General features: G+C 40.2%; 26 protein-coding genes. 14 read left to right on the top strand and 12 right to left on the bottom strand.

The features are described from left to right. Nucleotides 1–54 precede the first annotated feature (54 nt). A complete protein-coding gene (gene ftsH, locus BIZ38_RS08430; protein WP_262387584.1) occupies nucleotides 55–1995 on the bottom strand; it encodes an ATP-dependent zinc metalloprotease FtsH in 1941 nt (646 codons plus the stop codon). A gap of 66 nt (nucleotides 1996–2061) precedes the next feature. Continuing rightward, nucleotides 2062–2691 (bottom strand): 23S rRNA (uridine(2552)-2'-O)-methyltransferase RlmE, encoded by a 630-nt coding sequence (rlmE, locus tag BIZ38_RS08435; RefSeq protein ID WP_054551703.1) that lies wholly within the window; start codon nucleotides 2689–2691, stop codon nucleotides 2062–2064. Between the two features lie 89 nt (nucleotides 2692–2780). Between rlmE and yhbY the strand changes: the two genes are divergently transcribed. After that, entirely contained in the window at nucleotides 2781–3077 is a 297-nt protein-coding gene (yhbY, locus tag BIZ38_RS08440; protein WP_054551950.1) for a ribosome assembly RNA-binding protein YhbY, read from the top strand. Between the two features lie 106 nt (nucleotides 3078–3183). Here the strand turns inward: yhbY and BIZ38_RS08445 are convergent, their stop codons facing one another. After that, a complete protein-coding gene (locus tag BIZ38_RS08445) occupies nucleotides 3184–4332 on the bottom strand; it encodes a serine hydrolase domain-containing protein (RefSeq protein WP_054551704.1) in 1149 nt (382 codons plus the stop codon). A gap of 115 nt (nucleotides 4333–4447) precedes the next feature. On the opposite strand from BIZ38_RS08445, the gene BIZ38_RS08450 reads away from it, so the two are divergent. The 6 genes from BIZ38_RS08450 (at nucleotide 4448) to BIZ38_RS08475 (ending at nucleotide 10185) form a co-directional block, all read left to right on the top strand. After that, nucleotides 4448–5254 (top strand): hypothetical protein, encoded by an 807-nt coding sequence (locus BIZ38_RS08450; protein WP_187490109.1) that lies wholly within the window; start codon nucleotides 4448–4450, stop codon nucleotides 5252–5254. Between the two features lie 163 nt (nucleotides 5255–5417). Then, nucleotides 5418–6257 (top strand): MipA/OmpV family protein, encoded by an 840-nt coding sequence (locus BIZ38_RS08455; protein ID WP_138601570.1) that lies wholly within the window; start codon nucleotides 5418–5420, stop codon nucleotides 6255–6257. Next, the gene (locus tag BIZ38_RS08460; RefSeq protein ID WP_138601568.1) at nucleotides 6247–6636 is read left to right on the top strand and encodes a DUF3019 domain-containing protein; all 390 of its coding nucleotides are present in this window, start codon (nucleotides 6247–6249) and stop codon (nucleotides 6634–6636) included. Before BIZ38_RS08455 ends, BIZ38_RS08460 begins: the two co-directional genes overlap by 11 nt. 13 nt (nucleotides 6637–6649) lie before the next feature. Next, nucleotides 6650–7357, top strand: a complete 708-nt coding sequence (locus BIZ38_RS08465; protein ID WP_054551708.1) for a response regulator transcription factor — start codon at nucleotides 6650–6652, stop codon at nucleotides 7355–7357. A 12-nt stretch (nucleotides 7358–7369) separates the two neighbouring features. Continuing rightward, on the top strand, nucleotides 7370–8659 hold the full coding sequence (locus BIZ38_RS08470; RefSeq protein ID WP_187490110.1) for an ATP-binding protein: 1290 nt from the start codon (nucleotides 7370–7372) through the stop codon (nucleotides 8657–8659). A gap of 173 nt (nucleotides 8660–8832) precedes the next feature. Further along, entirely contained in the window at nucleotides 8833–10185 is a 1353-nt protein-coding gene (locus tag BIZ38_RS08475; protein WP_187490111.1) for a sodium-dependent transporter, read from the top strand. 31 nt (nucleotides 10186–10216) lie between these two features. On the opposite strand, the gene BIZ38_RS08480 is transcribed toward BIZ38_RS08475, so the two are convergent. After that, a complete protein-coding gene (locus BIZ38_RS08480) occupies nucleotides 10217–10657 on the bottom strand; it encodes a GNAT family N-acetyltransferase (protein ID WP_410445891.1) in 441 nt (146 codons plus the stop codon). A gap of 66 nt (nucleotides 10658–10723) precedes the next feature. Next, nucleotides 10724–11467 (bottom strand): sporulation protein, encoded by a 744-nt coding sequence (locus BIZ38_RS08485; RefSeq protein ID WP_054551711.1) that lies wholly within the window; start codon nucleotides 11465–11467, stop codon nucleotides 10724–10726. A gap of 221 nt (nucleotides 11468–11688) precedes the next feature. On the opposite strand from BIZ38_RS08485, the gene BIZ38_RS08490 reads away from it, so the two are divergent. From BIZ38_RS08490 to BIZ38_RS08500, 3 genes are all read left to right on the top strand, one after another. Further along, nucleotides 11689–13260: a cation:proton antiporter family protein gene (locus tag BIZ38_RS08490; protein ID WP_054551712.1), complete on the top strand. Its 1572-nt coding sequence runs from the start codon at nucleotides 11689–11691 to the stop codon at nucleotides 13258–13260. 283 nt (nucleotides 13261–13543) lie between these two features. Next, on the top strand, nucleotides 13544–13825 hold the full coding sequence (locus BIZ38_RS08495) for a hypothetical protein (protein ID WP_187490113.1): 282 nt from the start codon (nucleotides 13544–13546) through the stop codon (nucleotides 13823–13825). A gap of 138 nt (nucleotides 13826–13963) precedes the next feature. Further along, nucleotides 13964–14182 carry a DUF3820 family protein gene (locus BIZ38_RS08500; protein WP_054551714.1) on the top strand — a complete coding sequence of 73 codons (219 nt, stop codon included), beginning with the start codon at nucleotides 13964–13966 and terminating at the stop codon, nucleotides 14180–14182. A gap of 108 nt (nucleotides 14183–14290) precedes the next feature. Here the strand turns inward: BIZ38_RS08500 and BIZ38_RS08505 are convergent, their stop codons facing one another. From BIZ38_RS08505 to ilvY, 6 genes are all read right to left on the bottom strand, one after another. Continuing rightward, a complete protein-coding gene (locus tag BIZ38_RS08505; protein WP_187490114.1) occupies nucleotides 14291–15538 on the bottom strand; it encodes an ATP-binding protein in 1248 nt (415 codons plus the stop codon). Nucleotides 15539–15544: 6 nt separating this feature from the next. After that, nucleotides 15545–16237 (bottom strand): response regulator, encoded by a 693-nt coding sequence (locus BIZ38_RS08510; protein WP_054551952.1) that lies wholly within the window; start codon nucleotides 16235–16237, stop codon nucleotides 15545–15547. A 14-nt stretch (nucleotides 16238–16251) separates the two neighbouring features. Then, the gene (locus tag BIZ38_RS08515) at nucleotides 16252–16638 is read right to left on the bottom strand and encodes a DUF3019 domain-containing protein (RefSeq protein WP_054551716.1); all 387 of its coding nucleotides are present in this window, start codon (nucleotides 16636–16638) and stop codon (nucleotides 16252–16254) included. 1 nt (nucleotide 16639) lies between these two features. Beyond that, entirely contained in the window at nucleotides 16640–17419 is a 780-nt protein-coding gene (locus BIZ38_RS08520; protein WP_138617086.1) for a MipA/OmpV family protein, read from the bottom strand. Between the two features lie 225 nt (nucleotides 17420–17644). Then, the gene (locus BIZ38_RS08525; RefSeq protein WP_054551717.1) at nucleotides 17645–18694 is read right to left on the bottom strand and encodes a GGDEF domain-containing protein; all 1050 of its coding nucleotides are present in this window, start codon (nucleotides 18692–18694) and stop codon (nucleotides 17645–17647) included. Between the two features lie 179 nt (nucleotides 18695–18873). Beyond that, nucleotides 18874–19776 carry an HTH-type transcriptional activator IlvY gene (ilvY, locus tag BIZ38_RS08530; RefSeq protein WP_187490115.1) on the bottom strand — a complete coding sequence of 301 codons (903 nt, stop codon included), beginning with the start codon at nucleotides 19774–19776 and terminating at the stop codon, nucleotides 18874–18876. Between the two features lie 146 nt (nucleotides 19777–19922). Between ilvY and ilvC the strand changes: the two genes are divergently transcribed. From ilvC to BIZ38_RS08550, 4 genes are all read left to right on the top strand, one after another. Continuing rightward, the gene (ilvC, locus tag BIZ38_RS08535; protein ID WP_138601558.1) at nucleotides 19923–21395 is read left to right on the top strand and encodes a ketol-acid reductoisomerase; all 1473 of its coding nucleotides are present in this window, start codon (nucleotides 19923–19925) and stop codon (nucleotides 21393–21395) included. A gap of 144 nt (nucleotides 21396–21539) precedes the next feature. Continuing rightward, complete coding sequence (locus BIZ38_RS08540; RefSeq protein WP_054551720.1) at nucleotides 21540–23453, top strand: methyl-accepting chemotaxis protein; 1914 nt, start codon at nucleotides 21540–21542, stop codon at nucleotides 23451–23453. Nucleotides 23454–23537: 84 nt separating this feature from the next. Continuing rightward, nucleotides 23538–24722, top strand: a complete 1185-nt coding sequence (locus tag BIZ38_RS08545) for a tetratricopeptide repeat protein (RefSeq protein WP_187490116.1) — start codon at nucleotides 23538–23540, stop codon at nucleotides 24720–24722. Further along, complete coding sequence (locus BIZ38_RS08550; RefSeq protein WP_187490117.1) at nucleotides 24709–25575, top strand: M20/M25/M40 family metallo-hydrolase; 867 nt, start codon at nucleotides 24709–24711, stop codon at nucleotides 25573–25575. Before BIZ38_RS08545 ends, BIZ38_RS08550 begins: the two co-directional genes overlap by 14 nt. Here BIZ38_RS08550 and BIZ38_RS08555 read toward each other — a convergent pair whose 3' ends face one another. Further along, the gene (locus BIZ38_RS08555; RefSeq protein ID WP_054551723.1) at nucleotides 25576–25893 is read right to left on the bottom strand and encodes a GIY-YIG nuclease family protein; all 318 of its coding nucleotides are present in this window, start codon (nucleotides 25891–25893) and stop codon (nucleotides 25576–25578) included. Nucleotides 25894–25909: the final 16 nt, after the last annotated feature.

A 25909-nucleotide genomic window follows, 5' to 3' on the forward strand; every position in this document is an offset into this window, starting at 1 on the left:
TTTGAAATAAAAAAGCCCCGACTAGCGGGGCCTTTCTGTGTCTAATTGTACCGACTATTCGGCTTTGTCATCAACATTTGTTTTTGTTTCTGATGATTCTTCTGGCTCTTTAGTGTCGTTTTCGACAACTTTTGCAGCAGAAGGAGCTGGATTTTTATCATCTGAACGGCGGTCATGAACATCACGTGGCTCACGTACAGGATGACGTGCCATTAAGTCATCAATTTGACCCGCATCGATCGTCTCATACTTCATGAGTGCATCTTTCATTGCATGTAAGATATCAATGTTATCTTTAAGGATTTGCTCTGCACGTTGATAGTTACGGTCTGAGAATAAACGAACTTCGCTGTCGATAACTTTTGCTGTTTCATCAGACATGCTCATAGCACGGCTACCGCCGCCACCCATGTACATTTCGTTTTGATCTTCAGCGTAAAGTAACGGACCAAGTTTTTCACTTAGACCCCATTGGGTAACCATTTTACGAGCAATATCTGTTGCACGTTCAATATCGTTACTTGCACCAGTTGTCACTTTATCTTCACCGTAGATAAGTGCTTCAGCGATACGACCACCGTAAAGACTCGAGATCATTGACTCTAATAGCTCTTTTGAATGGCTTACACGATCTTGCTCAGGCAGGTACATAGTGACACCTAAAGCACGACCACGAGGAATGATAGACACTTTATACACTGGATCATGTTCAGGCACCATGCGACCAACAATCGCGTGACCCGCTTCATGGTAAGCAGTCATTTCTTTTTCCTGCTCACTCATCACCATGGTCTTGCGCTCTGCACCCATCATGATTTTATCTTTTGCAGCGTCAAATTCTGCCATGCTTACAACGCGTTTGTTACCACGAGCTGCATATAAAGCGGCTTCGTTAACTAAGTTTGCAAGGTCAGCACCAGAGAAACCAGGTGTACCACGTGCAATTACCGCAGCTTCGACGTTGTCACCTAATGGCACTTTACGCATGTGAACTTTAAGGATTTGTTCACGGCCTCGAATATCAGGAAGACCAACAACAACTTGACGGTCAAAACGGCCAGGACGTAATAACGCAGGGTCTAATACATCAGGGCGGTTCGTTGCAGCGATAACGATAATACCTTCATTACCTTCAAAGCCGTCCATTTCTACAAGCATCTGATTTAGCGTTTGCTCACGCTCATCGTGACCACCACCCATGCCAGCGCCACGTTTACGGCCTACTGCATCGATTTCATCAATAAAGATGATACAAGGTGCTGCTTTTTTAGCTTGCTCGAACATGTCACGTACACGTGATGCACCAACACCAACAAACATTTCTACGAAATCAGAGCCTGAAATTGTGAAAAACGGCACTTTAGCTTCACCAGCTACCGCTTTAGCTAGTAATGTTTTACCTGTACCAGGAGGACCAACCATCAACACACCTTTCGGGATGCTACCACCTAGCTTTTGGAATTTTGATGGGTCACGTAAGAAGTCTACAAGTTCAGTTACATCTTCTTTCGCTTCGTCACAACCAGCAACATCAGCAAACGTTGTTTTAACTTGGTCTTCACTCATCAGGCGCGCTTTACTCTTACCGAAAGACATCGCGCCTTTACCGCCACCACCTTGCATTTGACGCATGAAGAAAATCCACACACCAATAAGCAGTAACATCGGGAACCAAGAGATTAAAATGCTGGCGAGGAATGACTGCTCTTCTGGCTTAACGCCTTTTACATTAACGTTGCTTTTTAAAAGATCATTCAAGATGTCTTTATCATACATAGGCATGATGGTTTGAAAGCGCTCACCATTTGTTTTAGTACCAGTAATCGTACCAGTGGTGCTTTCAATTGAGACTTCTTGGATAGCGCCACTGCGAGCGTCGCTAACAAATTGAGTGTAACTTGTTTGGCGATCTGCCTGATCACCACCATTAAAGCTCTGGAACACTGACATTAGCACTACTGCAATGACCAGCCAGAGTATTAGATTTTTCGCCATATCGCTCAAGGAGTTAACCTCTTGTATCCAATTAATTTAAATTCAACTTAACGCAGCACAACTGTACTACAGTTTGTAACCTGTCGCCACTATATATACTTCCCGAGAGCGGGCACGTGACGCATCGGGCTTTCTAATTTTCACTGCTTTAAAGCTATTACGTACTTCTTGTAAGTATTGATCAAATCCTTCACCTTGGAAGACTTTGACACAAAACGCACCATTTTTCTTTAAAACTTGGTGGCACATATCTAATGCTAATTCGACTAAATACATACTACCCGCTTGGTCCACTGATGTATTACCACTCATATTGGGTGCCATATCAGAAAAAACTACATCAACATTTTTTCCGTCAATACGTGTTAATAGTGCATCAAGTACCGCTTCTTCACGAAAGTCACCTTGCAAGAAATCAACACCTGCTAAGGAATCCATAGGCAAGATATCACAAGCAATAACCTGACCTTTATCACCAACCTTTTCAGCTAAATACTGTGACCAACTTCCTGGCGCAGCACCTAAATCAACCACCGTCATCGATGGTTTGATTAATTTATCTTTGTTTTGAATTTCGTCTAATTTGAATACCGCACGAGAGCGCCAACCTTTCTTTTGCGCTTCGTGAACATAAGGATCGTCGAAATGTTCCTTCAGCCAACGCTTAGAACTGGCTGAATGTTTTTTATTTGCCATAAAATTAATACGTAACTAATTAGTAATATTCTCTAGATGGCGTTAGAATACCCTTAATTCAAGCCATATTCAGCAAAATTTGTAACATGATGAAATTATCGAACAAACAAAAGCAGTTTTTAAAAGGCCAAGCGCACAGTTTAAAACCTGTTGTATTACTTGGTGCAAACGGATTAACCGAAGGCGTTTTAGTTGAAATCGAAAGCGCTCTAGAAATTCATGAGTTAATCAAAGTTAAAGTTCCTACAGATGAACGTGAAACTAAAACATTGATTTTTGATGCAATTGTTCGCGAGACAGGCGCAACAAAACTACAAACAATTGGTCATACAATTGTACTGTATCGTCAAAGCGAAGAGAAAAAGATTCAATTACCGCGCGGTTAATCCTGCCTTGTGGAGTTTCGAATCAGAAAAAGCCAGCAAATTTGCTGGCTTTTTTGTAGGCAAAAATAATTTTCCATTAATTTGTAACTAAACTTTTTTACCTAAGCTATTTTTGCTCTCGCGTGAATTTAAGAACCCGATTGATAAACTCGGTAGTAAGCTCGTTAATTAACCCAGTTTCGGCATTAAGAACTAAGCTAAACCCGATGTTTAGATGCGGAAATACAACAATATCGCTGCGATAACCTTGTACCCAACCGCTATGGTAGTAAAGCACTTCATCATCATAATCATAAACACGCCAACCTAATCCATAATAAGCATCTTTTACATGTTCACGCCAAACCCTACGACGAGTTTCTTTTTTAGTATGTGTATAAGGGCGGGTTTGTTTGATCAATGCCTCGAGTGGTAATACGTCAGGGTATTGCCCTAACTGTGCATTCAACCAAATCGCCATGTCATTTGCGCTGGCGTTCACTCCTGCAGCCGCAGGCACTTTATAATAGTTTTTCTTCAAGCGTGATGTATACCATCGTTTTCTGCCGCGCACATGAGGGTGAGCATAATTATCATCTTTCACCATCCCCTCAAAACCAACACTCGCATCCGCCATTTTTAATGGTGCAAAAATATACTCCGAAATCCAGTGTGAGTAATCCATCTGTGTTGATTGATAAATCACAGAATCAATCAAGCTAAACATCACATTTTGATAACCGTAACATTCACTTGGTTTGCAGATAGGCTCAACAGTCAATAGCCGCTCGACAATATCTGGGTAGCTCATACGCGACTCAATTAGGTTATCGTATGCGTTAGGTACCAAGCCACTAGAGTGACTCAATATGTGATAAATTTTTAAGTCATCTTTATAAGCAGTATTAGCAAAAGCAGGAATAAACTTACTGATAGGGTCATCAATATTAAACTCCCCTTGTGCTGCCAGTTTTGCGGTTAATGAACCCGCAAAGGTTTTTGAGACGGATGCCAATCGAAAGCGGGTATGTTTATCGACTCTGCGGCCTTTTTCTATTTTTGTTCGACCAATACCGTTAATAAAATCATCATGACCAATATTTACAATTGCCAATGAGCCACCTGGGATCCCTTTACTTTTTAGTTTTCGGGTGAGGTGTTTATTATAATCAGCAACGAATGTTTGCCATTGCTTATCACTCGAAGCAGCTTCACCACTAACAAAAAGCAGTGTTAAAGAAAAAAGAAAGGAAATTAAAAATAAGCTGTACTTCATTATTTATTTTTTTAAGTCTGTTTAGGAAGTTTCTTATAACATAATATCATGAACTTTTGCCTCGACTAACGTACAATACGCTTAATCTTAATTATTTATGGGTAGATTATTTTTTATGCGCTTATTCGTGCTTTTATTTTTTGCTTTAATTTCAGTCGGTTGCGCCCTTAAACCAGAGCCAGCGCCGTTACTTACAATGCCAAAAAAACCGAGCTTACAGAGCCAGCGTTTTCAAGTTGAGTATCAAACAGAGCATGCATCACCTAAAGTAAAATCGGTACAACTACCAGCTCATACAGTAAGTAAAAATCAAACCGTCATGATAGTTGCCGACAAAACCAGTGTCACAGATACACTGTACTCTCAACTAACTGAGGCACTTACAGCTAAGCAGTTAAAAGTCGTAGCCGAAGGCGCACAAGCAGATTATACCCTATCTATCCATCAGCTTGATCTGGAGCTTATTGAAGAAACAGAATACCAATTGGTGAAACCCAAAAAGCCAATTTCTTTATTCGATGAAGTCGCCAAGCAATACCCTGTTCAACAATGTGCGACTATTTTAGGCCAAGTAAGTATGCGCCTAACTCATAAAAAAACAGGTGACGTTGTCTGGTTTGCAAAATCGTCAATTGATAGCGCAAGCTTTCACCGCGAGCCGCTAATCTACAGCTTTGAGCAACAACAACTAATAAAGAATGAACTTGAAGTAGCCAGCTTTGTGCATGAGCAAAATTCAGAGCAAGCACGTATGGCACGTGTGAATAAAGACGTGACGATACCTGAGTATCAGACCATTACACGCATGGACATGTTAAAAAAAGAACAAGGCCCGTGTACCCGTACTGAAGTTAGTGCTCTTACGCCTATGATGCAATACTATCTTAGCAGTATCTTAATCGATAAAATCAAAGTTCAATAAATAACTTTCGCTGTTTGTCTGCCCATAGGCAAACAGCGCCCTTCACCATCTCCTCAACATCATTTCATTCGTCTGTTGCTACATTTTTTTACAGATTACAGGAACTCATTAACAATATACTATATGCTATTACCCTTTCTTACAGACAGACAAGGAAGCCACGTTGCGAGCTCAAAGTACCCTATTTTTAATATGTTTAACCTTGCTAAGTACCCCAAGCCTAGCAAGTAATCGCTATTATGCCGACAATACACTAGAGCCTAGCCAAGGCTTTGCATGGGATTGGGGCATAGGCGCTGGGTATTACATTGAAGACTCGTATCTAATAGGCATGGACTCTTACAATGATGGCTTTGAACCAGATATTCACCTTGCCGTTTCTTACAACAATTTTTACCTTGATTATGATCAAAGCCAACTTAGTGGTGGTTTGACTCTGGGTTATAGTGTTATCGACAAATTTGAATGGGGCTTAGACCTAGTAGGCACAAATGTTCAATCTGGTTTTGATGATACAGGCTTAACTTTTTACGGTGACGAAGTCATCGCAGAACTCGAAGGTATAAAAAGCCGTAATTATGATTTTGATGTTGGCCTTCGCCTATCACGCCGTTTCGAAAACTCACAAATCTCATTTGAGTATTTACATGATGTTTCTGGTACCCACAACGGCTGGGTGATGAATTCATTTTTTAGTCAGATTATCCCTTGGCGAAATTGGGAGTTCCGCTCTGGTGTTGGCTTAAGTGCTTACTCTAATGATTTTACTGACTATTACTTTGGAATTTCACCATCAGAATCTTTATTAACACGCCCTGTCTATGATCCTGATACCTCGTACAGTTTAATTTTTGAATTCCATGCTGAATACCCTATAAATAGGCATTGGGTGTTTCTAACTGGCTGGCTTTCAACCTGGTTTTCTAAAGACATTCATCAAAGCCCAATTATTTCGCAAGAGTATCAGCATAAAGCCAAGGTAGGCGTGCGTTATGTTTTTTAAGTATTGTGTAACGTTAACAATATTATTTGCAAAACCCGTGTTTGCCCAAGATCAAGCAAATACAGATAATGCGTTAGTTGCATTGCCTGATACATGCGTAGCCTTACGTGAAGGTAGAAATTGCTTTGCCGAGGTGGATATAACCTGGCAACAACATAATACTGGCAATTACTGCTTACGCAACGCTCAAAGTAAGCACATCATGCAATGCTGGTTAATGCAACAAAAAGGGCTATTTAGATACCAGTTTGATTCTGCTGAAAGTGTTGGTTTCGAGCTAATAAATAGTAATAACGGTAAAGTTGTCGCAAGCACAGAAATACAATTGCAATGGGTCTATAAAAATCGTCAGAAGAAACGACGCTGGCGATTGTTTTAACTAGGAGTGAATAATGGAACATTATGGGACCATCTTATTGGTTGAAGATGATATATCTCTTGCCAACTGGGTTGCAGAATATTTAATCGAACAAGGCTACCAAACAACACTATGTCAACGCGGTGACCAAGTTGTTGAGCAAGTACGTAAAACAAACCCAGACTTGGTTTTGTTAGATATTATGCTACCAGGGCAAGACGGTATTAGTGTGTGCCGTGACTTAAGGCAGTTTTATCAAGCCCCAATTATTATGCTAACCGCTCGTGATGATGAAATGGATGAAGTGATTGGCCTTGAAGTGGGTGCAAGCGATTATATGATGAAGCCCGTTCGTCCCCGTGCATTATTAGCACGTATTAAAGCGGCACTGCGCTCTAAAACTGATACGCAAGAGTCAACAGCCAACTCTGAACTAATAAATGTGGGTAAGTTATCAATTAATACTGAATCACGTACCGTTTACTTGGCAGATGAAGAAGTTCATATTTCAAGTGCTGAATACCTTCTACTCCATTACTTAGCAAGTAATGCAGGCCAAGTTGTATCCCGCGACTCTGTGTTTAAAGCGACGAAAGGTCGAGAGTATGATGGCTTAGACAGAAGTGTGGATGTGCTCATTTCATCGTTACGTAAAAAATTTAATGATGACCCACAACACCCTGAAAAAATTAAAACCATCTGGGGCAAAGGCTATTTACTTGTTGCCACGGCATGGCAATAGCATTGAGCGCCTGTGAAAAAGTTTTATCTTTCGCTACTTGGTAGTGCTTTACTTTCAATCATTGTTTTGGGTTGGCTAATTGATGCTTTCAGTCAGCAAACCCAAGCTCCTCAAGATGTGTTTTCTAGCGAAACACAAATGATTAAAGGGTTTGCAAAACAAATCGCCAAGCTTGACGCTAAACAGCGCGAGCAAGCTATCACGGATATTAATCAAGACTTTGCAGTGCAACTTGAGTATCGCCCGACGCAATCGCTTGCGCTACCTCATTCATTGTTAGCACAAATGACCCAACCTAGCGGTCTGATCCTCGAAGATCAACAAGGCTACTATTTACTTTATAGTGAAGCCGCTTTAGGCACGCACCACTTAAAAATGCGTTTAGATAAAGACTTAACACACGAACAAGGCAACGATGTGTTACTCACCTTGTTGTTCTACGCTGGGTTATGCGTATTTATGGGCTTTATCATTGCGCCACTAGCTAAGCGTTTAACCGTTTTAAACGAAGCAGCAAAACGCTTTGCCAAAGGCGATTTAAAAAGTCGTATTCACTTATCTCATTTTACCTATATCAAAGATGTTGAGCTAACATTCAACCGTATGGCTAGCCAAATCGAAAAACTGCTTGATGAGAATAAGTTGATGGCATCGAGTTTATCTCACGATATTCGCACACCTATCGCCTGCTTGCGGTTTGGTCTTGAAGCAGCGCAAGATTGTAGTAGTGAAGAAAAGCGCCTTGAGTATCTTGCTCGCATGGAAAACGACTTAGATCAAATGGAGTCAATGCTAAAGAGTTATCTGGCATTTGCTACCCTTGAGCAAAAAGCGAATCAATTGACCTTCAATCATTCTGATTTAGAAACCTACATCCTTACACTCATTCATCAAATTGAACCTAAAGTAGAACAACATGGCTTACGCATTAATCACCGCGTTGAAGGCGATGATATTTGTGCTGATTTGCACTGGTTAGCTCGGGCCATTGTTAATTTATTAAGTAATGCTTGCGACTTTGCTGAATCTGAAATTTTACTCAGTGCAACCAGTACCAGTGAACTCGTTACCATAAAGATTGAAGATGACGGCCCGGGTGTCAGCGAACAAAACTGGCAAAAAGTATTTAGTCCATTTTTCCAAGAACAAACACATCGAAATCGGGATGGAGAAAGCTACGGGCTAGGTTTAGCCATTGTCGCTAAAGTTGCTGACTGGCACCACGGCACCGTCAGCGTTACAAAGAGCGAACAGCTCAGAGGCGCGTGTTTTACTCTTTCAATTCAAAATAAAAGCCTTTAAACATGTTTCAATTACGTTAATTGTCTCGTATTGTAGAGAACAATTGCACGAAATGTACGCTGACTTCAAAGATAACAATATATAGAACGAATTTGACCTAGATTAACCCTTTTTATTTAGCGTTAATTAAAGTAGATTGTCAGCGCCGTCACAAATAGAGAAGTAACAACAATATGAGCGCATCACGTGGGGAGTTCAGCTCCCGCTTTGGATTTATTATGGCTGCAGCAGGCTCTGCTGTTGGCTTAGGAAATATTTGGGGTTTCCCAACACAAACTGCAAGTAATGGCGGTGCCGCATTTTTAGTGGCTTATTTAGTGTTAGCATTTTGTCTTGCTTATCCTGCTTTAATGGCTGAGTTAGTGATTGGTCGTCATGGTCAAGCAAATGCTGTCACTTCACTTCGAAAAGTAACAAATCAAGTATGGCAAAAAAAGTTTGCCTTCATAGTTGGCTTTGGCGGTATTATTTGTGCGGGCCTAATCCTAAGCTTCTATGCGATAGTGGCTGGCTGGATGCTGAGCGCTACACTCGAACCCGCAGCACAATTAGTGGGGCAAGAGCAAGCTAGCACTTGGCTTAGTGAGCAGTCACTATCAAGAAACCTTATATTTACTGCTACATTTATTATTTTAACCGTTGCGATTATCTCTAAAGGCGTCGAAAACGGCATTGAAAAATGGTCGAAGCGCTTAATGCCTGCCCTGTTAGGTATTTTGTTTATGCTGATCATCTATGTAATGACTCAAGATGGCGCAATGGCAGGCCTAAAAGCGTATTTAGTGCCAGACTTTTCATCGATTTTAAACCCTGAGTTATTAGTGAATGCGTTAGGGCAAGCATTTTTCTCACTATCGCTTGGTACCAGCGTAATGATCATCTACGGCTCATACATCAGCAAAAAGGAGAACTTAGTATCGTTAGGCGCTTATGTGACTTTAATCGATGTGTTCATTGCATTTGTTGCCGGTTTACTTATTATTCCTGCGATGTATGTAGCCCAGGCACAAGGTGTTGAGATTTTCTCTGCAGAAGGTGCACTACTTTCAGAAGATACCTTAGTATTCCAAGTGCTACCGGCGCTTTTCACCAGCATGGGTGATGTGGGTATTTTTGTTGGTTTTGCTTTTTTCGCGTTAATGAGTATTGCAGCATTAACGTCATCAATTTCGATGCTAGAAGCACCTGTTTCTTATGCTGTTGAACGTTTTGCGCTAAAGCGAGTACAAGCGACTTGGATCATTGGCGGTATTATTGCCCTTATCAGTTTTACAATTGTCTTTAACCTAGGCACCTTGTTTGGTTTTGTGATCACCTTAACAACTAAGATTGGTCAACCTATTCTAGGCTTAATGTGTTGTATTTTTGTTGGTTGGATTTGGCATCGCGGGTCGTTACTAAAAGAAATTCAACAAGGGTGCCCAGAAGCTGCTAGTAGTTTCTTTTGGAAAGTATGGCCATGGTATATCAAGTTTATTTGCCCACTCGCCATTGCACTCGTATTCGCGAACTCTTTGTTAAGCTAGTAAGCATTTATGTTTGAAGTGGCCCCATAGGCTACTTCAAACACATATCCTGATGTGGAATACCATCTTCTAAGTAATCATTCCCTACATTTTCAAAACCAAATTGCTGATAAAACCCTGTTAGATAACACTGAGCACCAATCATAATCGCTTTATCAGGCCAATGCGTCTTACATGTATCAATCGCGATTTGCACCAGCTTGCTTGCGAGTCCTTCACCACGAAATTGCTCTGCAACCAGCACTCGACCAAATGCGCTAAATTGCTCATTCTTTTTATAGCATCGTGCATAGGCTGCCACCTGATGACCTTTAAACAAGAACACGTGTTGGGTCAGTGCATTGTTATCCACTTCGTCAATTTCTGGGTAAGGGCAAGTTTGCTCTACCACAAATACATCAACCCGCGCCCGTAAAATGGCAAATAACTCATCTTTACTGAGTTCGTTATAACTTTTAATAGAAAACATAATGCTCCTTAATGAAGACAAAAAACCCAGCCATAGCTGGGTTTTAACTCGTTATTCAGTCGTTAACCTTTAAGCAAATAATCGTTCTAGCTGATCACACAACTGCGATAGATTTACATGATCATGCTCAATCGTTAAATCGACATAACCATCGCCTCTAAAGGCACGATCAAGCTCAATGAGTACATGAGTTTTATGCGCTTCAGGCACAAACGACAACTCAATCTCTTGTAAGCCAAATAGGCTTCGGCTATTTGGACGATATTCAAGTTCTTGGTAACAGCCTGAATGCGATTGAAAAGTAGGCGCTTTTAAATAACCCTTTTCTACATCTGCTTTCACTAAGCTAAAACCAAGTCTATCCATCGCTTCCATTAACGTGCTTACAGCGTCATTAGGATAAATGTGTAATGCATCACGATCAGTTGGATCAAGGGCTAGATCAATGTCTAAGCCTGTTTCAAGCCAAACATGCGATTGGTTATAACCAGCGTTAATTTCAGTGATCGGGGTTTCAGAATGTAGGCGAGCTTCGAATGGGATATGCTTTTCAGCGCCCGCCGCAATCATGCCAATATCTGTAATTCGCCATTTTTCTATCACATGGTTTGTAAAATACTCACCGTCATCACTTTCAACTTTCACACGGGTCATAAGTGCTAGGTCTAAACCCGAAATTTCTTGATCAACATCACCACCTTTGATGACTATCACGGCATTAAATTTTTGACCAGGTTGTAAATGCTCTGTCTCAAGTACAGTGTCAACTTTTGCTGCACCAATACCTACTGATGCAAGGATTTTCTTAAACATCTATTCTCCTTAAGCCAGCTTCTTAGTTATGGCTTAAATTCCTTTGTTAATGCATCTTAACCACAATTAAAAGCTATTGTCAGCGAAAAAATGTTGCTTTTGGCGGATTAATCAATAAATCATGGATAAGTGCTTATTTTTTGAACTCTTCTTGCTCGATATTGTTTTCCAATAACGAATATTTCGCTACACTGCTAGCAAATGAAGCTAAAAGAACAATTATGGAACTTATCTACTTTGCTACCGCTTTCGTGTTTGGCTTTGCCATTTATCAATTAAAGCTACCTCCTCTCATCGGCTTTTTATTAGCAGGCTTTGCGCTTAATCTTTATGGCTATAAAACAACCGAACTACTAAATACATTAGCAAACCTCGGTGTAACACTATTACTTTTTAGCATAGGTCTAAAACTTAAAGTGTCTAATTTAATGAAACCGCAAGTGTGGGCGCCTGCCTCAATGCACATTGTTCTGAGCAGCACGCTGTTTAGTGGTTTTATGTTACTGCTAGGTGCCCTTGCACTGCCTTTATTTAGTGAACTTACTTGGCAAAGTGCATTGTTAGTCGGCTTTGCTTTTAGCTTTTCAAGTACCGTATTTGCCGTAAAAGTATTGGAAGAACGCGGTGAGATGGCAAGCCTGCATGGTAAAATCGCCATTGGCATTCTAGTTATGCAAGATATCTTCGCTGTTATCTTCTTAGCCATCAGTACAGGTAAAGCACCGAACATGTGGGCACTGGCATTATTAGTGGGATTGCCTATTTTACGTCCAGTAATGTTTTGGGTATTAAATCGCTCAAAACACGGTGAACTATTACCTTTATTCGGGTTTTTCTTTGCACTAGTTTTAGGTTACCAAGCATTTGAATTTGCAGGTCTTAAAGGTGATTTAGGTGCGTTGATTATCGGTATGATGTTCGCATCACACAAAAAAGCAGGTGAGTTATCAAAATCATTACTGAATTTAAAAGATGTGTTACTGGTTGGCTTTTTCTTAAATATTGGTTTGAATGCCGAACTGACAAGTCACGCAGTGATTGTTGCACTTATCATTATACTCGTCTTGCCACTAAAAGTTGCACTTTATTATGTACTGACAAACGCATTTAAGTTACGTGCTCGTACTTCGTTATTAAGTGCATTTAGCTTAGCCAATTACAGTGAGTTTGGCCTGATCGTTTGCGCAGTTGCAGCTACCAGCAATTTAATTACTTCTGAATGGCTGGCAGTTATGGCTATTGCAGTTTCAATCACATTTGTTTTAGCCTCGCCTCTTAACAAACGATCTAATGAGATTTATGTCAAAATCGAACATTGGCTACTTAAATTTGAAAGTGACAGCCGTCTTGCTGAGGAACTACCTGTTAATTTAAATGATACTAAAATCGTGATATTTGGCATGGGCCGTATTGGCACGGGTGCTTATGAAACGATTAGCCAAACCCATCCAAATCTTGTCGCGGGTATTGATATCAAACCTGATGTAGTAGAAAAGCACATCAAACGCGGTCGTCGGGTATTACTCGCTGATGCAACAGATCCTGATTTTTGGCAACGTGTAAATCATTCACATGTCGGTATGGTAATGCTCGCTATGCCTAAACATATGCAGAATATTTTTGCTTTGGAGCAACTACGAGCCTCAGGTTACCAAGGACAAGTTACTGCAATTGCCAATTATCCAGATCAGCAAAAAGAACTAGAAGATATGGGCGTTGACTCTACTTATAACTTTTATTTAGAGGCAGGAAGTGGTTTTGCAGAGCATGTAAAGCAAAAACTTTTTTCTTAGCACCTAAAATAATTATTGGTACTTAAGGATGGTGCCAATAATTATCTCTAAAATTTTCAGCAAGTTGCATAGTCAGGTTAAAATCACCTGTTTTTTAGTTCCCTTTATTAGGTCAACTCTATTTACAAAGCTTTACATGTAGATTAGCAATCACCAATAAAAAAAGAGTAGAATCCTAAGAGTACTAATAGCTTAGTATCTATTTTTAACACAAAGAAGTGACACAGTATAAGCATATTACGACTAGCATATGCGTAACTGTAAACTGATTAGGGTTGTTTAAATGAAGAATAAGTTTACCAACGAAGTTTTGGCAGACACGGATGATGCGCGTTCTGGGAAACTTTCAGACATTCAGCAGCAGCTTGATGAATTACAACAAAATGGCATGACCCCAATGGATATAAGGGAGGTGCTTTTTAACAAGATGCTCGATATCTATCAGGTACCTAATGATCACTTTCTGAGAGATGCAGAAACACCAGAAAGAATTGATGATCCGTCTATTGCATTGCAATTGCAACAGCTCGGTTTTTCAAAAAAACCTCGATATCAATTACACTAACTACTAGGCATTACTCTAGTAGTATCTATTCTGAGGGCCTACCTCCCTCACTAAATAGGCTGTTTCTTGCCCGTCACAGCCTATTTTCTCTCTTATTTTTACCGTATCATCTAGCTTTAAAATTTCTTTGAGATAAAGATGGATACAGCTGAACTCAAACGTGCCATAAATACTAAGATGCCATTTGGAAAGTATGCTGGCCGCCCTTTATTGTTACTCCCTGAGCCTTATTTAGTTTGGTTTAAACAGCAAGGATTTCCAGACTCTAAATTAGGAGCACAACTGGCGATGATGTATGAAGTGAAGCTAAATGGCCTAGAAAAAATGCTCATGCCATTATTAAATGAAAATAATTAAACTTTTTACGAACTTTTATAAATTGGTGCGGTCTATTACTTTGCTACTTGTTTATTTTTGGTTTTAATCTTTAAAAAGCGCCCTAGGCGCTTTTTTTATCCCTGTAATTTAAAGCGAGTTACTTTTAAATAAATGAATAGTAAATTTAGCTCCACCTAATGGTGAATCACACACCTCAGACTGCCCTTGATGCCAACTAACAATTTTAGCAACAATCGCAAGGCCTAAGCCAAAGCCGCCAGTTTTCTTGTCACGGCTTTTATCTAGACGAGTAAATGGCTTAAAAATACTTTGCCACTCAGACTTAGCTATCCCTGGGCCGTCGTCTTCAACACTTATTTGTATTGAATCACCCAACTCTTCAAGGCTGACATGAATTTTATGGTTTGCGTATTTTTGTGCATTGCCTAATAAATTTTGAATACAACGCGCCATAAAATGCTCGTCACACTCATAGTAAAGCTGCCTAGGCGCACTCACTGCTACATCGATATCAGTAGCAAATTCGAGCTTATTCACGACACTGTTAATAAGCGCTGTAAGGTCACACGAACGTGGCTTTAAGCTTGGTTGATGCGAATCAAGTCGTGCGTATTCAAGCATCTCAGACACTAGCGCTTCAAGCTCAGCAATATCAGCCTGCATATTATCTATATAACTATAAGATTTCTCATTTTCAATTTGCTCTTCAAGCATAGCAACGGCAAACTTTAAACGCGCCAACGGTGTTCTAAACTCATGAGAAACAGAAGAAGTCAGTTCTTGCTGCGCAGCTAGTAGGTACTGAATACGCTCTTGCATAGCATTAAGCGTGCCTGTAATTGGCAAAAAAAATGATTTAGATGCATCACGCAATTCGAAATCTTGTGAGCCGCCTACCGCCTCACAAGCTAAAGTGAGTTTGTTAAAGTCTCGCCAAAGTAACAGGCTCCAAAGACCAATAGGAAGACCAATAATGGCTAGTAATAAAAAATAGGGCCAAACAGAGCTAAAGTTAGGATTTGATATTGAGAGTGGACCAACTTGTAATAGCTGAGTATCATTAATAGTAATGTACCAAATTACCTTCTGCTGTTGATTAAAAAGATACAGGTAGTGATCATTTTGTAATTGTGTTTTGAGGTTTGTTGGTAGAGCGAGATCAGTTAAATCAATTAGCTCGCTATTAAACTCTTGCTGTAATTTAGCTAAGCCATTATCAGTTTGACTTAATAGCCATAATGATTTACCAAACTCTTGATCTAGAGCGATTTGTTGCTGTGTGTCTTCATAGGGCCATAACTGCTCTATGACCCCACTAACAAGAAACAGAGAAACTATTATGTAAAGATATAAGCTAGCAAACAGTTTCCCCATTAATGATTACATATCCCATGCATCAGAAACGAACAGGTAACCTTGCCCCCAAACTGTTTTAATTCGGTATGGTTTATCACTGTTATCACCTAATTTCTTACGGATACGCGATACACGTACGTCAACGGTTCGGTCTAAACCATCATATTGACGACCAATCATATGTTGATGAACATGCTCACGACTTAACACTTCACCTGCATTTGAAGCAAGCAACCAAAGCAGCTCAAATTCATGAGAAGTCAGTGTAATTTCACTGCCTTTAAGTGTAACAATGCGGCTAGTTTTATCAATGGTTAAATCGCCAAAGCTAAGCTCTTCTGGTGCTTTGTTTGTAGCTTGACCACGGCGTAACAATGCGTTGATGCGCGCTAATAATACGCGTGGTTCTGCAGGCTTAATAACATAATCGTCTGCACCTAGTTCAAGCCCAATTACTTGATCAAAGTCTTCACCTTTTGCTGTAAGCATTAGAATTGGTAAGTTGAATTTATCGCGTACCTGACGGCAAACACTAAAGCCATCTTTACCCGGTAACATGACATCTAAAATCATTAAATCAACTGGATTGTTCTCAAGGTATTCGAAAACTTCATCGCCGCGTTCAAGGACCGCAACATCCAATCCATTATGCTGAAGGTAATCGCGTGTTAACTGCTGTAAGCCGAGATCATCTTCAACAAGTAAAATCTTTGCCATTGGTTGCTCCTGATTTAAAAAAAGCTCCACGGTGAACGTAACCTACGCCTCGTTGTTTTTGCTTCAGTGCTTTGCACTTCGACTTTTGTGGTCGCAACTTTGCTCCCCGTGTGCGGATTGACTAAGGAGTATATTGTTTCAACCTGAACCCGCGCTTTATGGCTATAAAGCCCATTATTACTATCAGTCCAGCATTGAATTTGCTGGTTATTTTGGTATAAACACAGATCTTGAGGTTGAGCAGTTTTCCAGCTAATTTTTAATTCAAGATCACAAAATTCGTGCTGTTGTAATACAACACACACTTTTGGTGTGATATCAAACTGAGTCGCTTGTGCATAGCTTGGGGGAGCCCAAATAACAGCAACAAACACACACAGACTAAAAACAAAATACTTCATATTAAAAAATATGATTGAATCCTATAAAAGCAGTCATCGAATACGTGTGTTCAAAAAGCGGACTGTCATCCACGGCTGAGTAGTCATAATATGCTAAATGAAAACGAAGAGAGTTAGTCTCACCTAGAGGCCAACGGGCGTCGATTTTAGCATAAGGTTGCCAGCTACTGCCAACCTCTATTTCTCCGTATGATGATTCTTCGGCCGATAAACCATAAAAATAATCATTTAATTCGTTCGATTTATACCAAACACCTAAGCTCGGTGCGATACTTAAACGACCTAACTGATGGTGAGATTGCCATTGTAAGGCACTGCGAGCCCCTTTATAAACCCCGGAGACATCAGCTAGAACCTGAACAGAGAATACATGATTACTGCGGATATAGTGATAGCTCAAGCCCGCATCTAAAGCCCAGCGTCTTTTTTTTACGTCATTTGTTGTGACAACAGACTTTTCAACTAATTCATCACTACTCGTTGATTCAACAACGAAGCTATTTGACGTTTGCAAGGCAAATACATTACTAGGGTGAAAATCTATAAAAAAACGGGTCTCGGGGTTAAATTCAGTGACAATATTAACAACATGTGTGTCGCTTTCATGAAGGGAATAGCCTAAGCGACCATTATCAAAAAACCATTGTTCACCATAAAAAGCAACCTCTGGTAGCAGTATTAAAGGTAAATTGTCACCTCCATGCAATGGGTTTGTAATTACCCCAGCCCCAGTATTAACACTTAAGTGCCACTGCTCAGTATCAATTTGTTGATTTGCCATACGGCTTTCACGTTCAGTGCGAGTAGAATCATCAGCATACGCTTGACCCACACATACTAGCGCCAAAGCATAGAAAACTACGCAGAACCTGATCGTTAGAAACTTCATTATTATTTTACGACCAAAGAAAATTTTGCAATGTCAGCATAATATCAAGATGTGAACAAACTGTCCTCAGCAGGTTACAAGTATTCACAAATTTGATACATATTTCGATTAAGTTTGTTACTCCTCGACAATCTCTATGCGATTGCGACCATGTTCTTTAGCTAAGTAAAGCGCCTTATCAGCTTTAGCAATGAGCTGTTCAGGGTTACTATTTTTAGCTTTTATCGCAATACCAAAACTAGCCGTTACTTGACTCAACACCTTATCAGAATTTGGCTTCTTGATTTGTAATTTAGCGATAGTTTGGCGAAGTAGCTGTGTGAAATTAGTCATATCACTAATACTTGCAAACTGGGCCGTAAAGCAAAATTCTTCACCACCGTAACGATAGACTTGGCCAATACTGGAAACATGCTTTAATAGCTTAGCAGACACTGCTCGTAATACTTGGTCCCCTTTTTGATGTCCAAAGTTATCATTAAATGATTTGAAATGATCAATATCTATCATGGTTAATACTGATACTTGAGCTAATTCATTGTTTTTACAAAAACGCTTTATATCTTCATCAAACTTGCCACGATTCAATAACCCTGTTAATGGATCTCTTTGCGCTTTATCTTTCGACCTAATCAACTCTTGTTTTAAGTCGGTAATTTCTGCATAAGCTTGTGCTAGTTGATTTTGAAAGTCCTGTGCCCTACTTTGTAAGGTCGCTGACTCGTCACTTAGACGTTCTACACAATCAAGTACATCATCAAAGCCTGTTTCTTGGCTGATATCTGCATTTTTTAGTTTCAAATGGCATTCTTGAAGCGTTTGGTTAAACTCTGTTGAGTAATTTATTGCTTCATTGATGTCTTGATGTACCTTTCCAACAACATCATTAAAACCACCTGATAACTGATAAAACAATGCTAAATCATCACTAGATAGAAACTGGTTGAACAGCGCTTTAGCATGCTCGTGGCTGCACGTTTTAAATTCATCAATAATTTTATCTAAAGCATCATTAAGTTCGGGGGTTTTATTGCTGACATACGCATACCAAATCGCATAATTTAGCGGTGTTATTGGCATCTTGTACTTAACCATGAGAGGAATAGCTTGTTTTAAACAGTGACTTGAATAACTTAGTGAATGCTCGGCTTGCGCAGAAAGTATCATGATTCTAGGCCATGAAAATTTTATTATTTTAAATTACGTTAACAACACCTTGAAAAAAAGCAATAAAAATGGATTTTATCCATTTAAAACCAGTAAAAAACACGAAAAATAAATGCAAAAACCAATACTAAATAACTATCAAAAATTAAACCTTTTATACCAACATCAAATCGTTAACGCTAAATAGCTTGCTGAGTAAGTGATTGAGCAATGCTCCAGATAGCATTGAGCGCAGGATCATGGCGCTCTTTATTCAAAACAGCTAAACCAATTTCGAAACCAGCAACAGTCTGCTCAGCATCACTTACGATTTGCACTTTATCTTTAAGCGGACTGTTGTCCAAAACTATCTTTGGCACCATGGCAATACCTAAACCTAAGCTCACCATAGACACCATCGCTTCATGGCCTGCAACCTGAGCGTAAATTCGGCCGTGAATATTCTTTTTACGCCACCACTGCTCAAGACGTTGCCTTGATAATCCTTGCTCAGCAACAATAAACTCTAAATCTGACCAATCAATTTGTTCACTGGCAGAAAGCTTTTCGCTGATCGGGCACGTTATTTTTGGTGCTATCAATACTAATGGTGAGTACCCGACACTGGTAAAGGCAATTTGCCCAGGTAGCTTTAAAGGTTTTGCGGCAATTGCCATATCTTCATGGCCATCTAAAACACGGTTTATTGCAAGAGCGGGATCACCGGTATTAAGGGTAATTTCAATATATGGATGTTGCATTCGCAATTGCTCGAGTATTTGATGTAAAAAACTATATGAGGCAGTTACAGAGCAATAAATACTGACATTGCCATAAACATGCTGTTGCGGCTCTTGCACATTAGCCTTAAAACGATGCCAGTTAGCCAGCGTCGCATTTGCGTACTCAATGAATGACTCACCTTCGCGAGTTAATTTGACAGTGCGATTATCCCGATTAAACAACACCACCCCAACTTCTTCTTCGAGCTGTTTAATATTACGGCTCAAAGTTGGCGCACTGATATGGCAAAGCTCACTCGCTCTGGCAAAGTGTAGCGTCTTGGCTAACGCTAAAAAGTAATTAAGATGTTTGTGATCCATACCGCCACCATTTCATTTTATGAAATACTTTAATTCAAATATATCATTTTACGCAAGGTAAAAAATTGCATAGTGTTAATACATACAAAGAACATCACGTCGGTTCTTTGATTTTCTAACAAAATTGTATTTATAGGACACTAACAATGGCGAATTATTTTAATACTCTTCCTTTGAGAGAGCAGTTAGCGCAATTAGCGCAGTGTGAATTTATGGACCCAGCAGAGTTTGCTGATGGTGTAGACGCTTTAAAAGGGAAAAAACTCGTTATTGTCGGTTGTGGCGCACAAGGCCTTAACCAAGGTTTAAATTTACGTGACTCAGGCTTAGATGTTTCTTATACATTACGTGAATCAGCAATTACTGAGCGCCGTCAATCTTTCTTAAACGCATCTGAAAACGGTTTTACTGTAGGCACGTATGAAGAGCTTATTCCAACAGCAGATGTAGTTTTAAACTTAACACCTGATAAACAACATACGGCTGTTGTAAATGCCATCATGCCATTAATGAAACAAGGTGCAACACTTGCTTATTCACACGGCTTCAACATTGTTGAAGAAGGCATGCAAATCCGTGAAGATCTAACTGTTATTATGGTTGCACCTAAGTGCCCTGGTTCAGAAGTACGTGAAGAGTACAAACGTGGCTTTGGCGTACCAACATTAATCGCGGTTCACCCAGAAAACGACCCTCAAGGCCATGGTTTAGCGCAAGCTAAAGCGTATGCAGCAGGTACCGGTGGTCATCGTGCGGGTGTACTAAAATCATCATTCATTGCAGAAGTTAAATCTGACTTAATGGGTGAGCAGACGATTCTATGTGGCATGTTACAAACTGGTTCACTACTTTGCTTCGATAAAATGGTCGAAAAAGGCATTGATGCAAGTTACGCGTCAAAACTAATCCAATATGGTTGGGAAGTGATCACTGAAGCACTTAAGTATGGTGGTGTAACTAACATGCTTGACCGCTTATCAAACCCAGCAAAAGTGAAAGCATTTGAATTAAGTGAAGAGCTTAAAACAATCATGCGCCCACTTTATAACAAGCATATGGACGATATCATCAGCGGCGAATTCTCACGCGGTATGATGGCTGATTGGGCTGAAGATGACGCAAAATTACTCTCATGGCGCGCAGAAACTGCCGAAACTGCATTCGAAAAGCAACAAAATACCGACCAAGAAATCAGCGAGCAAGCATTCTTCGACCAAGGTATTTTAATGGTTGCAATGGTTAAAGCAGGTGTTGAGCTTGCCTTCGAAACCATGACTGCAGCAGGTATCATCGCAGAATCTGCTTACTATGAATCACTACACGAAACGCCGCTTATCGCAAACACTATTGCTCGTAAGAAGCTTTTCGAAATGAACCGAACTATTTCAGATACTGCAGAGTATGGCTGTTACTTATACAACCACGCGTGTTTACCACTTTTACAAGACTTTATGAAAGACATCGATACAGATGTGATTGGTAAAGGTCTTGATAGTGCGAGCAACCAAGTCGATAACCAAACCTTGATTGCCGTGAATAAAGCACTACGCGAGCACCCGGTTGAAATCATTGGTAGCAAACTACGTGGTTACATGTCAGCAATGAAGAAAATTGTTTAACCCTGGAAAGTAAGTTTCGCTTGTTAGAAACCAAGCCCAATTGCTTATATGCTTTGGGCTTTTTTTTTGTCCCTACATTGATTCGTCATCTGTAAAGTGTATGCTAAAATTACTGACTTAAATGTTGTAAACTAAGACACTTTCATGGCGTTAAATCAATTCACCATCACTAAAAAAATTACCCTACTTGGCAGTTCTATCGCCCTCATTGTTGCTGCGTTAATCGGCGCAACAGCGATATACAGTGCAAAACAAATCATTGAACAGCGAATGATTGAATCGGAACTACCAAGCAAACTACAAGCTATTGATAATTATATTACCCACGATATAAATCAAATGATCAGTGCGGCTGAGCAACTCTCCAGTAACGAGTTTGTATTAGAGTGGGCTAACTCTGGCAATACAGATGATAAAACACTGCTAAAAGAGCTTAACCGCCTTGTTACCCAGTACGATCTAGCAACGGCTTCTTGGGCTAACCGTGAAACAGCACAATATTGGAACCAAGACGGTTTCTTGCGCGTTTTAACTAAAGAGCAAGATGGTTGGTTTTTCGCGTTTACTAACACCGCACAACCCTTTTCGATCAGTATCTATCAAGAGTCACCGACTGATGTAAAAATGTTTGTGAACCACCAGCAAACTAATGGCATTGGTTTAGCAGGCCTTGCAAAAAGTATCGACGATATGCAGGGCATGCTTAAACGCTTTCAAATAGAAGAAACCGGTTTTGTATTTGTTGCAGATAAAAACGGCCTAATTCAGCTGCATAAAGACGAAAACAAAGTCGCTAAAGCTAAGTTGGATGACGTTTATAAAACGGGTATCACGCGTACTCTGCTAACGCAAAGCGACTTCAATTTACAAGAAATCAATCTTAATGGTGAAGCAACCTTAGTGGCGGCAAGCCCAATTAAAAACACTGATTTGTTTGTTATTGCCCAAGTGCCAAAGCACGAAGTGTTTTCGAGCATTCAAGTTTTACAATGGCAAATCATCAGCTTTGCAATTGTGATTGCGTTGATTGCAAGCTTTGCAGGTTTAGTACTGGCACGTACGCTTTCATCGCCGCTGTCGAAAATGGCTGAGTTGTTCACCCGTTTAGGCTCTGGTGATGCTAATTTAGCGTATAGACTTCCTGACTCTGAGCAACCTGAACTTGCAAACTTATCAGCGGGCTTTAACCAATTTATCTCTAAGATTGAAACTGCAATTAGCCAAGTTGCTCAAGAAAGTAGTGAAATTAGACAAAGCGCCGATCATGTGTTTCAGCAAGCACAAAAGAACTCAGTGGCGCTTGATAATCAAAAAGAGCAAACTATCTCGGTTGCTGCGGCGATTAATGAAATGGGTGCAACAGTGCAAGAAATTGCCTCAAGCGCAGCGAACACGGCTAAGCTCACTGAGAATAGCAAGCAAAACACTGAACAAAGCCATACTCAGGTAACGCAAAGTAAAGAAGCAATAATTGAATTGGCATGTGATATCGATAATATCACCGAGCAAGTAAACGAGCTGGCAAACAAAACACAAGCGATTGCCAGTATTGTCGACTCTATCAGAGGGATTTCGGAGCAAACCAACCTATTAGCACTTAATGCGGCAATTGAGTCTGCTCGTGCGGGTGAGCACGGTCGAGGCTTTGCTGTTGTAGCTGATGAAGTTAGAGCGCTTGCAAATCGCACGTCGCAATCAACAACTGAAATTCAAACCATGATCAGTGAACTAACAAATACGTCTGATTTAGTGGTTAATCATATCAATCATTCGAAATCACAAGCTCAATTGAGCGTTGATGCAATGCAGAGTTCTGTTGAATTACTTAATGCCATTAACGATGCTGCCAATGAAATAAACGATATGGCAACCTTAATCGCAACTGCAACTGAAGAGCAAAGTAATGTAGTGGCAGATGTCGGTCGTAACATTGAGCAAATAAGTGACATTAGTGATAACGTTATGCGTGAACAAATTGATAGTGAACAAGCAATCAAAGACTTAGCAAACAGTGCGCAAACCCTTGATGACCTTGTTGCAACTTTTGATAAACGCTGACACGTTTTGTAACAGTTAACCCTGACCCTTTTTCATTCACGGCCTATACTTTAATGGTATTAGGCCAAGAATTAAGAGGGTCAAATGAAATTACCTAGCATTGTTTTCGCCTCAAGCTTTTGCTTATTAACAGCGTGTAGTAGTACAGAAAATAACACCGCCCCACCACCGCTTGCTTTGGTGCAAAGTAATACGTTTACCCAAACCTCAGTTGAAACCCAACAAGAAGTTTTTGCATTAAGCAAACATGTCAAACAACAACTTGACAGTACTTTTCCCAAAGATGGTCGATCATTGCAAAGCACTAAAGGCTTACTCAGGTTTCTATTGCAAAATGGCGATGCGTCTTTATCTTATCAATCTGGTGCGACCTTAACGGCCAATCAAGCCTACGAAAATTTAAATGCTAACTGTTTATCGTTATCGATTTTAGCCTACAGCCTAGCTGACTACCTTGGCCTCGAAGGGCAATTTCAAAAAGTGCATATCCCAGAGTATTGGGCGCTGGATAATGGTTTTAACTTACTCACAGGGCATATTAATTTGAAAGTGAGTGAATCAACAAAACAAGTGTTAAATCGTAAAGTTATATACCCTCAAGAGCGCTCTTTGGTGATAGACTTTGACCCTAACAGTCGCCAAGAGGCGTTTAAAACCAGCAACATCAACAAAGCCCGCATCACAGCGATGTTTTATAACAATAAGGGCGCAGCTGCGATGTTAAAACATGATTACGACACTGCTTTTAGCTATTACAAAGCAGCAGTTGATATTGATAGCAACTACTCAGGTGCATGGGGCAACCTTGGGGTATTATTCAGATTAACGAGTGACTACCAAAGTGCTGAAACAGCCTATCAGTATGCGATTAGTTTAGATCCTGACAACAACACCGCGCTAGGCAATTTAGCAAGACTCTATAACCTGACCGATCGTAAAGAGCAAGGCCAAGCTATATTAGCCATGCTTGACAAGAAACGCCAAGCAAACCCTTATTACCATATTTCTTTAGGTAATGATGCCTATACAACCAGCCGTTACCAAGATGCCATAAAACACTACAAAAAAGCCCATGACTTAAATTCAACCCTGCATGATACTGATTTTGGTTTAGCCAGAACCTATTATCAATTGGGTGACTTAAAACTGGCTAAAAAGTATTTAACTATGGCAAACAATAAAGCTGACTTTGATCATGATAAACAGCGTTACGAAAGTAAATTACAAGCGCTTCGCTCGCATACTGCAAAACTTATTGATTACCGCTAGTGCTGCCCTGATAAGCACAGGGCACGCTTTTGCCAATACAAACTTAGTACAAGACGTTATAACGCTAACATCGCCTCAATTTGCTGGGCGAAAAACGAATACCGAGGGCGCTAAATTAGCCGCCGATTTCATAGCAGAGCGCTTTGTCGCTCTTGGCTATTCAGTAAATGAACAAATTTTTACTTATCAATCAGGTTTCTTTAGTGAGGCGGTTGGGAGAAACATTGTTGCGATAAAAAATAGCCCTTGTGAAAAGTGTAAAAAAATTATTTTTACAGCCCATTACGACCACCTTGGGCAACAAGGCAGTCGGCTTTACCCGGGTGCCAATGATAACGCCAGCGGCGTTGCAGCTTTACTTTATTTAGCTGACCACTTTGCACAAAGCCCTCAACGCTATCAGTTAATGTTTGTTGCAACCGATGCCGAAGAAAATGGCCTACATGGTAGCGATTACTTGGTATCGACACTTAATACAGACAAAATAAAACTTAACATTAATTTAGATATGCTTGTTGTGAATCCACGAAAACCGCGTATCTATGCGTTTTTAGATAAGCAATCATTAGCGCACTATAAAGATGACATTAAAGCTTTGTCTGATGAGCAGCTAACCTTTATGGCAACTAGCTCTTCGGCGAGGCTGAATCGATTATTTGATCTCAAAGTTGATTGGCGCAGAGCAAGTGACCATTATTCGTTTGCTAAAGCGGGGATCCCTTATATTTACTTTGGCATCGGACACGATAAACATCATCATCAGAGCACCGACACAGCTGCGCACATCGACTTTACATTGTTCGAATATGCCATGGCGAAAATAGCCCTATTTATTGAAAAGCTTGCAAGTTAGCTACTTTGGTAGCTCAGACGTTAAAACAAACTGCCTTTTTTGCGCTTTACTAAGCTTTTTTACGCTTATTTCAAGTTTAGTTGCTTCACTACGGTTACCCACTTGCTGTTGATAGATAAGTGTTAAAGGCCCCTTGCCTTTGAGGTTTTTAGCCCCTTTTCCCGCTTGATGCTGCATAAATCGCTTTTCAACATTGGTGGTGATCCCCGTATACCAATGACCCAAACGTGTTTGCACTATGTACAAATGCCACAGACTCTCTGAATTATCATTGTTTTTTATAGGCTGCTGTAAACTTTCTGGGTTTGCTGTGGTCAAATTTGTGCCTCTTGAT

This window comes from Pseudoalteromonas sp. BZK2, from assembly GCF_014349195.1.
GTDB classification, from domain to species: Bacteria; Pseudomonadota; Gammaproteobacteria; order Enterobacterales; family Alteromonadaceae; genus Pseudoalteromonas; species Pseudoalteromonas simplex.